The organism is Paenibacillus durus, from assembly GCF_000756615.1.
GTDB classification, from domain to species: domain Bacteria; phylum Bacillota; class Bacilli; order Paenibacillales; family Paenibacillaceae; genus Paenibacillus_AQ; species Paenibacillus_AQ durus.
In genome coordinates this window covers 555,426-569,750 of record NZ_CP009288.1, presented here as the reverse complement: position 1 = coordinate 569,750, position 14,325 = coordinate 555,426, and the positions used below count along the sequence as shown (strand labels likewise).

15 protein-coding genes and 1 riboswitch are annotated in these 14,325 nt (G+C 52.2%); of the genes, 3 read left to right on the top strand and 12 right to left on the bottom strand.

The window, feature by feature from the left end:
* Positions 1-386 precede the first annotated feature (386 nt).
* From PDUR_RS02675 to PDUR_RS02660, 4 genes are all read right to left on the bottom strand, one after another.
* Positions 387-944 (bottom strand): SRPBCC family protein, encoded by a 558-nt coding sequence (locus tag PDUR_RS02675; protein WP_218918435.1) that lies wholly within the window; start codon positions 942-944, stop codon positions 387-389.
* 82 nt (positions 945-1,026) lie between these two features.
* Positions 1,027-1,995, bottom strand: coding sequence for an SDR family NAD(P)-dependent oxidoreductase (locus PDUR_RS02670; RefSeq protein ID WP_179945178.1), 969 nt, complete (start codon positions 1,993-1,995; stop codon positions 1,027-1,029).
* A gap of 618 nt (positions 1,996-2,613) precedes the next feature.
* The gene (locus PDUR_RS02665; RefSeq protein ID WP_169744884.1) at positions 2,614-3,522 is read right to left on the bottom strand and encodes a lipoate--protein ligase family protein; all 909 of its coding nucleotides are present in this window, start codon (positions 3,520-3,522) and stop codon (positions 2,614-2,616) included.
* Positions 3,519-4,484, bottom strand: coding sequence for a copper amine oxidase N-terminal domain-containing protein (locus PDUR_RS02660; RefSeq protein ID WP_042204977.1), 966 nt, complete (start codon positions 4,482-4,484; stop codon positions 3,519-3,521). The genes PDUR_RS02665 and PDUR_RS02660 overlap by 4 nt, the downstream gene beginning before the upstream one ends.
* Positions 4,485-4,647: 163 nt before the next feature.
* On the opposite strand from PDUR_RS02660, the gene PDUR_RS02655 reads away from it, so the two are divergent.
* Entirely contained in the window at positions 4,648-5,532 is an 885-nt protein-coding gene (locus PDUR_RS02655; protein WP_042204976.1) for a CHAD domain-containing protein, read from the top strand.
* 60 nt (positions 5,533-5,592) lie between these two features.
* Here PDUR_RS02655 and PDUR_RS02650 read toward each other — a convergent pair whose 3' ends face one another.
* The 4 genes from PDUR_RS02650 to PDUR_RS02635 form a co-directional block, all read right to left on the bottom strand.
* Positions 5,593-6,276 carry a TetR/AcrR family transcriptional regulator gene (locus PDUR_RS02650; RefSeq protein ID WP_169744883.1) on the bottom strand — a complete coding sequence of 228 codons (684 nt, stop codon included), beginning with the start codon at positions 6,274-6,276 and terminating at the stop codon, positions 5,593-5,595.
* Positions 6,277-6,385: 109 nt separating this feature from the next.
* Positions 6,386-7,204 (bottom strand): SDR family oxidoreductase, encoded by an 819-nt coding sequence (locus PDUR_RS02645; protein ID WP_042204974.1) that lies wholly within the window; start codon positions 7,202-7,204, stop codon positions 6,386-6,388.
* Positions 7,205-7,501: 297 nt separating this feature from the next.
* A complete protein-coding gene (locus tag PDUR_RS02640) occupies positions 7,502-7,825 on the bottom strand; it encodes a thioredoxin family protein (RefSeq protein WP_042204973.1) in 324 nt (107 codons plus the stop codon).
* 5 nt (positions 7,826-7,830) lie between these two features.
* Positions 7,831-8,223 (bottom strand): MerR family transcriptional regulator, encoded by a 393-nt coding sequence (locus PDUR_RS02635; RefSeq protein WP_042204972.1) that lies wholly within the window; start codon positions 8,221-8,223, stop codon positions 7,831-7,833.
* Positions 8,224-8,789: 566 nt separating this feature from the next.
* Here PDUR_RS02635 and PDUR_RS02630 point away from each other — a divergent pair.
* The gene (locus tag PDUR_RS02630; protein WP_042204971.1) at positions 8,790-10,007 is read left to right on the top strand and encodes an MFS transporter; all 1,218 of its coding nucleotides are present in this window, start codon (positions 8,790-8,792) and stop codon (positions 10,005-10,007) included.
* A gap of 112 nt (positions 10,008-10,119) precedes the next feature.
* Here PDUR_RS02630 and PDUR_RS02625 read toward each other — a convergent pair whose 3' ends face one another.
* From PDUR_RS02625 to PDUR_RS02610, 4 genes are all read right to left on the bottom strand, one after another.
* Complete coding sequence (locus tag PDUR_RS02625; RefSeq protein WP_042204970.1) at positions 10,120-10,308, bottom strand: hypothetical protein; 189 nt, start codon at positions 10,306-10,308, stop codon at positions 10,120-10,122.
* Between the two features lie 11 nt (positions 10,309-10,319).
* A complete protein-coding gene (locus PDUR_RS02620) occupies positions 10,320-10,700 on the bottom strand; it encodes a YidH family protein (protein WP_233277466.1) in 381 nt (126 codons plus the stop codon).
* A gap of 73 nt (positions 10,701-10,773) precedes the next feature.
* A complete protein-coding gene (locus PDUR_RS02615) occupies positions 10,774-11,220 on the bottom strand; it encodes a MarR family winged helix-turn-helix transcriptional regulator (protein ID WP_042204968.1) in 447 nt (148 codons plus the stop codon).
* A 77-nt stretch (positions 11,221-11,297) separates the two neighbouring features.
* Entirely contained in the window at positions 11,298-12,641 is a 1,344-nt protein-coding gene (locus PDUR_RS02610) for a voltage-gated chloride channel family protein (protein ID WP_042204967.1), read from the bottom strand.
* 67 nt (positions 12,642-12,708) lie between these two features.
* A riboswitch (Fluoride riboswitch) is annotated at positions 12,709-12,768 on the bottom strand.
* A gap of 136 nt (positions 12,769-12,904) precedes the next feature.
* On the opposite strand from PDUR_RS02610, the gene PDUR_RS27025 reads away from it, so the two are divergent.
* Positions 12,905-14,251, top strand: coding sequence for a C40 family peptidase (locus PDUR_RS27025; protein WP_081949356.1), 1,347 nt, complete (start codon positions 12,905-12,907; stop codon positions 14,249-14,251).
* Positions 14,252-14,325: the final 74 nt, after the last annotated feature.

The following is a 14,325-nucleotide window of genomic DNA, read 5'->3' as shown; positions in this document are numbered from 1 at the left end:
CGGCATCCTTTTTTTCGAGGTAGGATTAAGGCGGGTGTACGGGGCGGACGCTGCCGCTTCTCCGCAATCATTCCGTTCTCTCCGCTGCTTTCAGCGGGAATCGTTACTAAGATTTTTCTTACTCTTAAGCTTAGTTGATCTACTTGTTCCAATAATGCCGCAAGAGCTATTCGATATTTGGTCATACCGAAACACAAAAAGCAGGCCACCAGTTTTGGCCTGCTTTTTGTGATGCTTCACAATAATACATTGACTAACCCCCATATGTGCAAAGATGCTTCCATTCCCACTTCTTTAGTGGTTTTGGAGGTGTCATTATAATTGGGATTGACTCATCCGAAGGTACCGAGGGAGCGTAACAATCCCCGTCGCGTAAAGGCTGCTTTTCAGTTGGCCGCCTCAGCAGTTGCCTTGAGATCGGCAAGCCAGGCATTGAGCGAGGACGTTAGTGCCGCGCGCATGCCGTCGGGGTCAGCCGCCACTGGCGGACCGTCCCAGGACTCAGTGGTATGCACGACGACTCCTTTGGAGGTGGGAGTGATAGTCCACACGTGGACGCCCTCGATGCCTTGTGCTGGCCCCCCCCAAACGATACGCCGCATAGGGTCGACCTCGCGAATGGTGGAGACGATGGGTAGCCCGTGGGTCTCCCACTGAAAGGTGCTTCCCACCGCGAGTGGACCGGATAACCGGGCCTGGGAGACGTTTTTCTGCCAAGTTGGCCACTGGTCAATACCAGTCTGTATCCGCCATACGGTCTGCTGCGAAGCTTCGATTTCGATGGAAAGGTCGACTATGACCTGGGCGTTTCGGTCAACATCGACGTGGGTCCGTTGGGAATCATCGGAGTGCCTCGCACCATAAATCACCCCGCCAATCAGAATGAATATCAGTAAAAGAAAGCTCATCGTGAATGCTTTTGACTTAAACAATTTTTTCAACATATTTCATCTCTCCTCGTGATTAATTTCATAAACGGTCAAAGGCATGTTACAACTTCCCATTATTTAATTGATCAATCAATAACTATTGTGCAAAAGATGCCTTGCTCTTCAATGCCAAAACAGTCGAAGTAATACCTTCCTGGAATGGCGTCGCGGTGATCGGTCCGATTAGCCGTTTGTATTTGTCTCCGCTTAGTGTCAGCGGATCTTCGGTTAAATAAAGCATCTCAATGACTTCTTTCATGACGGGCACGCTCATACCCAGCATCGATAAACCTAATTTTTTCAGTGGAATGACCGGTTTAACTTGGCCACTTGCCGCTTGCGCAATCCGTACGATCTCCCGTCCCGATATGATTCCAGCCCCCGGTATATTCCAGTTCTGTCCATAAGCGAAGTCTTTGCCTGCCAGCTCGGCAACCATGGCAGCCGCATCCGGCAAATAGACGAATTCGCGGGGAACATGCATGTTGCCGACGAAAAAAGCCATTTTCCCAGCAGCGATCGCTTCAAGGGTTGAACCTAAATACGAGGCTTCATTAGCCGTAGGTCCATAATAATCGGGCAAGCGAACAATCATAACTTTGGCCTTGCTCCACCGCTTGCTGAACAGCATCCGTTCATAGTCCAGGCGGACTTTTCCTTTTTTCGTATGAGGCTGCTTGGGATGCTCTTCTGTGACAAGATCCATCTGTTTTCTCCCATAAGGATAGATCCCGTCAATCGCTACAACTTTAATCGCAAGCCGTTCTGCCGCCTCCATCACCGATTCGCCTAGCGGTATCAGCTTGTTCACCATCTCGTTATAGGGTACGTTCGCGCAATGGAACAATACGTCCGCGCCGCCTGCTTGAGCTACAATATCATCAGGGCGCATTGCGTCCCCTACGGCAAGCGTCAAATGTGCGGGATTTCCAAGCTTTCCTGCAAAGTGCTCCAATTTCTGACGCGAACGCCCAAAAGCAATGGTACGTATCCCCCGTTTGACCAGTTCTTCCGTGATCGCTGCTCCCGTTCCGCCCGTTGCTCCAATTACAATCGCTTTTTCCATTTTCATCGACCTCATTTCGTGATTAGTTATTGATCAATTACTAACTTAACTTCATGATATCATCTAGTTATTGATTGGTCAATCACTAAATTAGAAATTATTATTTGGAGAACATCCCGATGCATCCTCCCGAATGGAATTGGGACGTTCTTCGCCAATTTAGAGGGAAATGATGAAGCAAATAATGCAAAAACCTGAAATTGTGCATCTTTGGGTCACCTGAGAACGGCTACTGTATCACATGCCTGCGAAAATACAGGCATTTCCTCGCTCAGCCTCAAATTCAGTCCTCACAGCCTCAAATTCCTGTATGACAGCAGGATTTTCTGTTGAATAAGTGCTTTGGGCTAAAAAAACTGCATCTTAGCTGTTTTGCAGAACGCTGGGCTAAAATCACACGCAGCCTAACCTCGTTACCTGATGTTGGCGCGATTGCCCAAGTCAATTGGTGTTAGAGCGACTACTCTGACTTTCTAACCTGGTCCCATGTAGGAATTGACGCATCCAGCAACAGCAGCCAGCAGGTCTCGAATAACCGGAAGACCTGCTGGCTTCTTAACTTTTATTTGCGTGAACGGGACAGCCCGCATACCTATAGCGCCGTTCGCCGGTCGCCGTTCACTGGGCATACCGCTCGCGCAGCATCTTCGCCGCTTCCAGCACCCTTGGATCGCCGTATCCAAGGCGGTAGCCGGTCTCCGCCTCCAACTCGGAAGCCCTCACCAGCTCCGTGCCCCGGGCTGCCACCGCCTGCCGGACTCCGTCCGCGAACACGGCCGCCGAATCCGGGCCGCCCAGCTCACCGAGTCCGCCGATCGTCTCCGGCCGCACCTTCGGATAGTCCAGGCCCGCCCCGCCGCAGACCGCCTCCTCGTAGAAGCGGCGCACCAACTCGCCGCGCTCCCGTCCGGAGCCGCTCACCACGACGAAAGCATGCACAAAGTAGGCCTGGCTCTGCCGCCGCTGGGCGATTCCGCAAAACTTCCTGCCCCCGATGGACAGGTCGTAATCGCCGGGGCAGTAAGATCCGGCAACCTCTGCCGCAACGATCTGCGCAGCGGCAGCCGGGTGGGAGACGCCCGCCGCCTCCGCAATCAAGGCGGCAAGGAGACGGAAATCCCGGTGGAAATCGAGTGTTCCCCGGCTCTTGGGCAGGATTAGGGAGACGTTGACGACTCCCGCATCCAGGGGAACCGCCGCGCCGCCGGAATGTCTGACCGCCGTGCGTATGCCGCGCGCTTCCAGGCTCTGCATCGCCTGCCCGGCGCACGGCAGGCGGCTGTCCCTGAGCCCGAGAGCCACTCCGCCGGGGTGGCTCCACAAGTGCAGCGACGGCGGCACAAGCCCCGCGCCGACATCCCGGCACAGCGTCTCTTCAAAGGCGAAGGGGATCAGCATATCGCCGCCCCCTTCTCCTTCCGCCGCGCCCCCGGCCAAATGCTCAAAGAGCGCCATGCGCCCCGGCAGCGTTCCGGCCGGACCGGATTTCAGCCCGTTCATTCCGCTTGTTATATTGCTTTCGCTCATATGGTCCATTGATCATGTATGATGCCTACAAGCATCCACTGCCCGCCTTCCTTAACGAACACAAGCCGCAGGCTCTGCCAGTCCATGCCGGCATACTGCGGATCGAACCCGTCGTAATGGTATTCAACCACAATGGCATCCGGGTACACACCCCGCGCATTATTCAGCGAATTGCCGGTGCCGATGGTCTGATTGTAGCCCATTTCCGGTGCTTCCGCAAAATCGGCGCTGTATATGAATTTATCGTAATACTGCGCAAACGTCAGCTTGATCGGGTCACCCGTTCCATCGTAGGCGCCCCAGGTTCGGACGGTCCCGTCCGCGCCAATCGCCGCGATTTCGCCGCTGCTCAGTACGATGTCTTTTGCGGTGTCCACATAGCCATACGGCGAGAAGCGGACGCCCCGGGAGGAGTGAACCATGGAAGAAAGAGCGGCCCAATCCTTCGCCTTCAGCGCCTGTACCGCAGCAGCGGCCCGCTCCGCAATGACCTTCTCCGCGCTGGCCGGGTCAAGCGGCAGTATAATATGAGCCGTGCCTGTCTTCACGTTCCAGGATATGGTCGCGTCCACGCTTTCCACTACAAAACGCAGGGGAACATACACACGGCCGCTGCGGATTTCGGCAGGAACATCCAGAATGACGGTCCCTCCGTCCCTTAGCGCCCGGCTGCTGCCCGCCTTAATCTCCGCTTGATGCGAAGCTCTCTTGATGGTCGCCGTGCGGGAAGCCGCATCCCAATACAGCTGCGCACCCAGCCCTTTCGCCATGTCCCGGAGCGGAGCCATGACTCTTCCTTGCTTTACGTAAGCCTGAGATTCAAGCGTAAGCTTTACACCATTAACCGTCACGGAGGTCATCCTGGCCGGGGAAGCTGCCTGCGCGGAAGGCGTTCCGTCGGTACCTGTAATCGATACGGCTAATCCAAGGCAGACACAGACGGCTGTTATTTTTTTGAACATTCGTCTCACCCTTTCTGCAGCAGATAATTGTGATAGAATTAAAATATAGCTATTCAAAATTTAAGACGCTCTAAACACATAAATGGTTGCGCTATCACTACTGCTTGGGTTCAATTTCCACAGAACGGTCCCTGAGGCGATCATAAATTGGGAGTGATGACGAATGACAACCGATATGGCAGTTCATAGTTCCGAGACAAGCGGAGTGCAGCAATGGGAACAGGCAATGACGAAGCTGTACACAAGCTTTATCGATTACGGAACAGAGGCATTAAAGGAGTTTGACGATGAGGCCGTTCATCAGGCGAGGGTAAGCAGCCGCAAGCTGCTGACGCTTCTGTCGGTTCTGGACCCCAGACATTCCTCCGGCCTAACCGCCAATTTCAAGCAGGCCCAGAAGCGGCTGGGGAAGGTAAGGGACGCCGATGTGCTCATTCAGTCCTTCAAGGAAAGACGCAAAACGGCCAAGCTGAGCGGCGGCAAGAAGACCGCCAAGCTGCTGGGAGCAGTAATCCGGCATCAGAAAGCGCAGCGCAAACAGCAGCGCGCGAAGCTGGCGGATGCGCTGCCTGCGCTGATGAATGGCGAACTGCAGGGTAAATGGGATGAATTTATTAAGGAACGGCTGCCGGCTCTTGTTGCCGAAATCGACGTCAATATGTCGATGCGCGAGCTTGAGACCGCTTTCGAGCAGCAGAAAAAGCGGTGCAAGGAGATGTTCAAGCAAGAGCCCCCCGGTTCCCGAAAAGCTCTGGATGAACTGCATAAGCTGCGGATATCGGCCAAGCGTATCCGTTATACCGCAAACGCGGCAGCCTTCGCGCTGGACCAGAAGTTTCACGCGCATGAAGCGATATACAAAGAGATTCAGTCGGAGCTTGGGGACATCACCGATAAGCGGGTATGGCTGGATACCATGGAAGACATCGGACGCAAGGAGCTGGACGCGAGCCGCGCAACGTGGAACGCCTTTATGGAAAGTCTTCAAGCCGAGCTGGAGGATGCGCTTCGCCGGAACACGGTTGTAGACGTGCCGGCTACCCCATAGTAATAGTGGGGCTGAATCTAAAACACTATAATATAGGGGAGGTTATAACGTTAATAGCGATTATACTTCCCCCTTCTTTTGAACATATAATCCGTCGAGATAATACTCCATTGCAGCTAAAGCATTTTTCTTAAAATCCACTTTGAATCCTTCAAGCTCATTCTCATCTATGGCCTTACGGATGACATCAGGAACACTGGCCATATTTACATACCCTACGATAATTGCATTCTGTGCCATCAGCAAATCAATTGAAACTTCTGCGGTTAAATACTCAACTCTTTCCGCCAGCATCTCCCCTATTTTTTCTAACGAAGCGTACATATCTACCTTATCTTTGATGGCTGTTTCATAATCAATATTCTTTTCTAGAATGGTATTCTTTATGGCGTTCAATCGAATCAGAACCGAATCCGGATCAAGAATGCTTTCCATCCAGCTTAAAAAGAAATGTTTGAATTCCTCATGACTCATCGTTTCATACTGAGAGATTAAATTCATCAGATTATTCAAATGCTTCCCGTATTCGATATATAACATTTCCATAAAAAGGACTTCCTTAGTGCTGTAGTAATTAAACAACGTCCCTTTTGAAACATTCGCCGCTTTGGCAATATCCATCATTTTGATATCGTTAAATGTGCTTTTCTTAAACAGTTCATATGCTGTATCTAATATTAGCTTGGCTTTTTCTGCTTTAGCGCTTTCTGTCATGGCCCTTTTCATCCAAACACCCCAAATCATTGAACTAGCTTCATTATACGCTAAGTTTCTATTTCTCATAAGGCAGCAGTTCAATGATAAGACCCCTTGAATCATTCAACTCAAAGGGGTCTATTCCGTTTTTCTCCCGTTATTTACTGAATGAACGTTCCTTTACCATTTGGATATATGCTTCATCACCCATTTGTGCTCTGGCGCCAATGGCCTGGACTGCATCTTCTCCTGCTATATATCGTACTTGATCCTTACCATCCGTAGCCGCTTCATAAATAACTTTAGCAATGACAATGGGTTCACTTTCGATCATCATCGATCGGATGGCTTGTTGGAACGTATCAAAACCTTCATTATAATCTTCCACAGTTTCAGATGCAGTGATAACCAATGAACGGCCGCTAAAATCGGTGGCAACCCCGCCCGGTTCAACGAGCTTGGCCTTGATCCCTAATCGGCCCAATTCAAATCCTAGTGACTCGGTGAAGCCTTCAACCGCCCATTTCGTTGAATGGTACATACTCATATACGGAAAGGCCATCTTTCCGGCAACCGAAGAAATGTTGATAAACAGACCCTTTTTGTTTTCTCTGAAATGAGGCAAGAAAGCCTTGGTTACTGCAAATAGTCCAAAAACATTGACATCGTATTGATGTTTGATCTGCTCATAACTGGCGAACTCAAAAGCTCCCATCAATCCGTACCCTGCATTGTTCAACACGACATCGACTTTCCCGAAATCATTGATAATTGCGTTTTTTGCAGACTCTATACTCTCAAAATCCGTAACATCCAATGGATAGATTTTAACGTTTTCAATCTCAGTCAGTTCGGTTTCCTTATCTGGAGTACGCATAGTCGCCGCGACTGTCCATCCTTTTTCAGCAAAGTACTTAGCCGTCTCCTTGCCGATACCAGACGATGCGCCCGTTATTACAATTACATTGTTCGCCATAATCCATTTCCCCTATTCTGTTCGTAATTTTAAAAAAAGCTTAACCGCTAAACTTCGTTTAACTTTCTTGAAAGAATTCTTAAAACAGAATTGGAATTTAATTCATCCCCCCTCACGAAATGACCTTAGGTCAGTGACCTTGGGTCAATAATAAATGACCCTTAGTCAATTGTCAAGCGCGATGATTCCCGATAGAGGGAATATATCAAATGGGTGATCCCGGCTACCTTCCTAAGCATGAAAAAGACTCGCGGATGACCAACCGGCCATTAGTCCGCGAGCCTTCGCTTCGCCTAATTATGATAGATGTCTGCTCAGAACGCCCGTATATACCGATTTCGGGCTTAGGCCGATCAGCTTCTCCACCGGCTGTCCGCCCTTATAGACGATTACGGTCGGCATGCTCATGACGCCGGCTTCCGCAGCCAGTTCAGGCAGCTCGTCGCAGTCAACCTTCACGACGGATACCGCGTCTCCGTAATCCCGGTCCAGTTCATCCAGTATCGGCAGCAGATTCCTGCAAGGCGGGCACCATGCTGCTCCGTAATCGACAAGCACCAAACCGCCCCCTGCTACCTCTTCCCTCAGACCCTCAGGTGTTTCCGCATGTTTAATCGCCATTAGAATCATTCCTCTCCTGCTTTAGCTTGAGTTTCAGCGCCAGACCCTTCCCGCTCCCGGCGGATGGAAGCCATCCTTTCCTCCAAATTAAGCTTGATCTGAGTCAGCTGATGCAGCTGACGTTCAATCTCCTCCAGCTTGGATTCATACAGCGGCATCACCTCCGCGCAGAAAGCCTCCTTGTTCTTCAGCACGCAGTGTAGAAACCCCGCGATTTCCTCTGTCGTCAGTCCTAAGTTTAAGTACAGCTTGATCGTCTTCACTGTCTCCGCAGCAAGCGGAGAATATTCGCGGTAGCCGTTGGCCAGACGGACCGGCGAAATCAAACCTTGTGACTCGTAATATCGAAGCGACCGGACGCTAACGCCCGTCAGTTTGGCAAGCTCGCCTATTTTCATTGCATTTCTCTCCGGATTATGAGAATGTTTAGGTTCATTATAGACCCTGACACTGGTGTCAAGGTCAATACCTTTTTTCTACCGTTGATCTTTGGGCTAACCGGGTGAATCGATGCGCAGAAGCGGACGACTAATCCTTCGCGAATCAAGCCGCAAGTGTCCCGCCACGAAGTAAAGGGAAAAACTCCCCTTATCCTTCGGATTGGGGACTCATTCCGGGCATTAGACGGAAAAGCTCCCTCTCTTTTCTGACATAGGAGCATATTCCGATGATTTTCCTCCATTTAGCTGGAGCATTTCCCTCTGATCCGCTCTGCACCTCGGTTTTGGGATTAATTAGTTTCGCTTTTTCCCTCTAATTTCCCTTCGCTCTCCTCATCGCTACTCCGCACAGGCATAACGTTTAGCGAAAAAATCAGCCGTAGTTTTTTTGCTTGCCGTCCGCTCACGCTGCTGACATATTTAAACAGAGATTTTCATCCAAATAGATGTTTGTCAAATTGACAAAGCAGCAATACGCCCATATTGTTGTTATAACTATTATTTGCAGAAAGAAGAGATCGGATTTGGAGAATGAGGAACGTTTATGGAACCGTCATTTTTTGACTATCTGCTTTAGCAGTTTTTTTATTTTCATGACCTTCTATATTCTAATGGTGACGCTGCCCGCGTTCGTTCTGGAAGATCTGCACGGGAGCAAGCAAAATATCGGATTGGTAACCACCCTATTCGTCATTGCCGCCGTTATCATCCGGCCGCTCACAGGCAGATGGCTCGACGAGGTTAACCGAAAAGCGCTGATGGTCGGCTCGCTGCTGCTGTTTGCCGCCTGCTCCTTGCTGTATCTGTTCATTCAAGGCTATGCCGCTCTGCTACTGCTGCGCTGTATTCACGGATTTGCTTTCGGCGTTGCCGCCACGGCTACCTCGGCCATCGTGCTTGACGTCATACCGGAGCGCCGAAAAGGCGAGGGGATCGGCTATTTCACTCTGTTCATGAGCCTTGCGATGGTTATTGGCCCGTTCATCGGCCTTACGGTCACCGATCACGCCGGCTTCCGGATGCTGTTCATCATCGTTAGCGTCTTCGCCCTGCTCGCCTGCATCTTCGGCATTCTGACACCCGTTCCTTCCCATAAGCCGCAAGCCCAGACGCTTGGCAACTGGAATATCGAGCGTTATTTCGAGTTCAAAGCCCTGCCGGTGTCCCTGTCCGGGTTTGTTCTGGCCTTCGCTTACAGTTCGCTGTCGACATTCATCTCCGTCTATGCCAAATCGATCGGACTCGGGAACGCCGCCAGTTACTTCTTCATCGTATTCGCGGCTCTTGTACTGGTCTCCCGGCCCTTTACCGGCCGGCTGTTCGACCGCAGAGGAGCTCATGTCCTCGTCTATCCGGGCATCCTGTTGTTCATGGCGGGCATGCTCTGGCTCAGCTGGGTGTCCTCCGCTCCGGCGTTTCTGGCCACGGCGGGCCTGATCGGACTCGGCTACGGCGCCATACTCCCAAGCTTTCAGACATTAGCCATCCAAGCGGCCCCTAGCCACCGCCAGGCGCTTGCCACCAGCACCTATTACGTTCTGTTCGATCTCGGGTTCGGCCTTGGCTCTTATGTTCTGGGCTTTGTCGCCGCTCATACGGCTTACAATACGATGTATTTCTCCGCCGGAATGATTACAGCCCTGGCGCTGATCCTTTACTACTTCCTCCATCACCGGGCGCAGAAGGCGAGCCGGGAAGCAGCAGGAACGGAAGATGCCCATCCAAGCGCCCGAACAACCTAAAATGCGGAAGCGTCAGGCAGGACGGGCCCCCGAACGTAAAAAACGCGGAAATACAAAGGGCGCTGCTCCATACCGGAGAGCGCCCTCTGTAATCCGCGATTTTTTCATCAAGTCAGTTATTCTTTTTCTTGCCGCCGCTCTTCATAAATTTCCACATCGCTAGCAGGCAGCCAACCAGTCCAAGTCCGAGCAGGAGCTGCTGCAAGGCGCCGAGCGCTTTTGATTCATATGAAGGAATCTGGCTGCTGATAATTATGAGTATAATGGAGACGGCAACCATGATGCCGGTTCTGTTCTTCACTGTGACCCTCCTCAAAATGGGCTTCTGTAGAGCATTAACACGACCAGCACGATAAGCAGCAGTTCAATGGCAGTCAGGGAAAAGAACACCAGCCGGATGAGCAGAGAGGACGAGCGGAACTGCTCCTTGTTGATCCCGTCTCTTTTTCGCAAATAATCCCAGGTAGCCCCGGCTACCACGCCGCCGCCAAGCAGCACTGCGGAAATGCCCGCGATGGCCGCGACCATGTGGCCGACTCCGCTGTACCGGTTATCCCCGAACACGAGACCGGCCGCCAGAAATCCGAGACCCACCAAGGCGACTGCGGTGCGAATCCAGGCCAGATACGTCCGCTCGTTCGCCAGATGCTGCTGTGTGTATTTCGATTCCGATTCATTTTCCTGCGGCGTCACATTCTTCATCCCCTAAATTATTAAACCCCTTAATCCATCATTAGATTGATGAATCAAGGGTTTAAGTCACAGTCTAAGAATCCGCCGAGCTTCCTTTGGCCTCAAGAAGCTGATTCAGCAGGTTCTCAAGTTCCCGCCCCGGCAGAGCATCCAGAAGGACGGATTGAACGGTGGTGTACGCCCGGTCCACCTTCTCTTGGCCAATCGAAGTCAATGAAGTATAGACGCTTCTGCGGTCCTCCTCGCAAATATGTCTTTTCAGCGCCCCGCAGCCTTTGGCCTCGAACCGGCTGACTAACCGCGACATCGCGCTCTGGCTCAGGCCAACCATCGATTCGAGCTGCTGAAGACGCAGCTTTTTCCCGGGTGCTTCGGACAAAAACAACAGCAAATAAAATTCCTTCAGGGACATCCGATGCCTTTCTTGCAGCGCTTGCTCCAGCTTGCCCGCCGTATTCGACTGAATATGGGTCAGCGCCAGCCAGCCGGCCATAAGTCCGTTCGATTCCGCAAATTCCATATAGTAAATTCCCTTTCATCTAAGGCTAACTTTATTATATCATCCGCGCATTCTTTTCACACGGCGTATGCGGTTCTCTATCTTTTGACCGAATCGGGAGTTCCCTTGTCCTTCTGCTTCCTCAAATCTTTCACGCCCGCCAGGGTTGTCCCTTGAGGGATCGGCAGGAGATAGCTCTTGGATGTCCCGATTAACTGAGAGGTGTAAATGCCCGAATGGCCTGAGAACAGATAGCTAACCAGACAGGCAATAAACATGTAAATCGCCGCGTCCGACCCGAACAGCTCAATTCCCATCAGAAAGCATGCAATCGGAGTGTTGGCTGCGCCGCAAAATACAGAAATAAACCCGAGCCCCGCCAAAAAAGGACCATATAGATTTAAAAATCCGGACAGCGCGTTCCCCAGAGTGGCCCCGATTGCGAACAACGGAGTCACCTCGCCTCCCTGAAATCCGGCTCCCAAGGTAAGAGAAGTAAAGATCAGCTTGCCCAAAAAAGCGAACGGAGAAACACTCTCCGTAAAAGAGCTCTGAATGAGCGGAATGCCCAGACCCAAATAATCGCGGGTTCCCAGCAAATAGACCAGACCGATGATGACTACGCCGCCCGCCGCGCTTTTCAGCATAGGGTTCTTGAACAGTCTGGTGTACCCTTTTTTCAGCGCATGAGTCAATTCACTAAATACATGACTGGTCAACCCGAACAGGATCGCAGCGACTACGACCTTAAGGACGACGATCCACGTTAAACCGGGCACTTCGCCGATATGGTAATGAGTATGGGAAACGCCCCAGAACGATGTCGTAACCAGATTGCCCGTAAAAGCGGCCACAAAAGCCGGAATCAGCGCTTCATGACTGATCAAGCCGATCGCAAGCACCTCAAGGCCAAACACCGTACCCGCCAAAGGTGTCCCGAAAATTGAGCCGAACCCGCCGCTTATGCCGCAGATCAGCAGGATTTTACGGTCGAGGGACCGGACGCGGAGTATTCTGCCGAACCATTCGGCCAGGCTTCCGCCCATCTGCACGGCTGTACCCTCGCGGCCCGCAGACCCTCCGAACAAATGCGTGACCAAGGTTCCGAATAAGACGAGCGGCGCCATCCGCAGCGGAACGGTCTCATTGCCATTGTTGATTTGTTCAAGAATCAGGTTGTTTCCCTTCCCGCTATTCTTGCCGACCTTCAGATAAAGGAAGCTGACCAGCGCCCCGCCGAGCGGCAGCAGAAACAGCAGCCAGGGGTTAGCCATTCTCAGTTCGGTTACATGGTCCAGACTTTTTAGAAAAAACGCGGAGGCCGTGCCGGAAAGTATGCCCACACCGCTCCCGAGAACCACCCATTTCAGCAGCGTGCCCGCAAGAGCGGCAAACCTCCATTTTTCACTCCACAGCGCCCACTTTTGTCTTGCAGCATTCATCTTCTTCTTTCCTTTCTTATTTAAAGATAATCACAAAAAAACAGACTCCTACCAGGGAAATGAAAATCCTCTGGTAGGAGTCATCAGCCTCGCGGCGGTTACGGCGAACTCCATCGCCCCGTATTAGTTAGGTCGATTCTAATTCATTTTCGGGAGATCGTCAATGAGATAAGTTATAATAGAACTTATACGCACAGCAAAACCATTTCGCTTTTTCTCAGTCTAACTATACATAAAGAATCCATTTACAAGGTGATGAACTGATGACGATACGCAAGAAGAAACAGCTTCACCGTCCTTTTAGGGACGGTACCGTTTCTCGTAGAAATATAAGACAAAATGATAAGCACTCAGCTTATAAATTCTTATATTTTAGAAAAGCGCTTCTTTCCATCCTGGCCCTGTCCCTGCTATATTCATCCTCCGCCCACGCGGAGAATGCGGCCAAGCCGGGCAGCCAGCCGGCTGAAACAGTCTCTCGTCCGGCCGAAACCGATCAGGCTGCCGGGACCGTTCAGGCTGCTCCGGATGCCGAGACTGCCCTGCCGTCCCAGACGGCTCCCGGGCCGATATCCATCTATTTGGACGGCTCGCTGCTTCAGACCGAGGCAGAGCCAGTTAATGTGAATGGCACACTGCTCGTTCCCATGCGCCGCTTGTTTGAGGGGCAGGGGGCCAAGCTGTCCTGGAGCAATACAGACAAGACGGTTACGGCAACGAAGGACGGCACGACTCTGACCTACCGCATCGGGGATCTTACCGCTACAGTGAACGACCGGACAGTGCAGCTGAATGCGCCCGGGCAAATATCCGGGGGATATACGATGGTTCCGCTGCGCTTCGTCAGCGAAGCTCTTGGCAGCACCGTTGCCTGGGACCAGGCGGCCCGCTCCGTCCAAATCTCCACGATGACCTTCGAGACGACCATCCGGTGGGGCGTCAATCTGCGCAGCTCGCCGGGCTCAGGCAGCGGCTTGCCGGAAGCACCAGGCCCTTCGCTGAAGCTGGTTAGCCGTTCAGCGGTTGCGGGCGGCCGTTCACCAGCTTCAGCTGCCGGTTCGCCGGATGCGGGCGGCGGCGCAGACATCCTGGGGCTGCTGCCCACGGGATCAAAAGTCCATGTCGTGCGCGAAGTAGACGCCTTCTGGCTGGAGGTGCGGACCCCGGACAACCAGACGGGATACATATCCGCGAAACCGAAGTACACCGACTATACCAGCCCGTCCCTGACCGGCAAGCAGGCGGACGAGCTGATCGCCTACGGCGAGACCTTTCTCGGCACACCGTATGTATTCGGAGCTTCACCGGACCAGACAGCCAGCTTCGACTGCTCTTCCTTTGTGAAGCGCGTCTTCCAGGATACACTCGCGGTTGACCTTCCCCGCGTGTCCTACGACCAGGCCAAGGCAGGCACGGAGATCGGGCTGGACGAGCTGCGCAAGGGCGACCTGCTATTCTTCAGCGCGCGTGATTTGAACATCGGGCATGTTGCCATTTATGCGGGGGACAACCAGCTGCTGCATACCTATTCGGTGAAATACGGCGTCCGCACCGAAGCCTTCAGCGACTATTGGAAGAAACGGTTCGTGACGGCGCGGCGGGTGTTTTAGGATAGGCTTGCGGCCGTGAGCATAACTGAATTTTTAAAAAGGCACAATACCACCCTCTGAACAATTGGTATTGT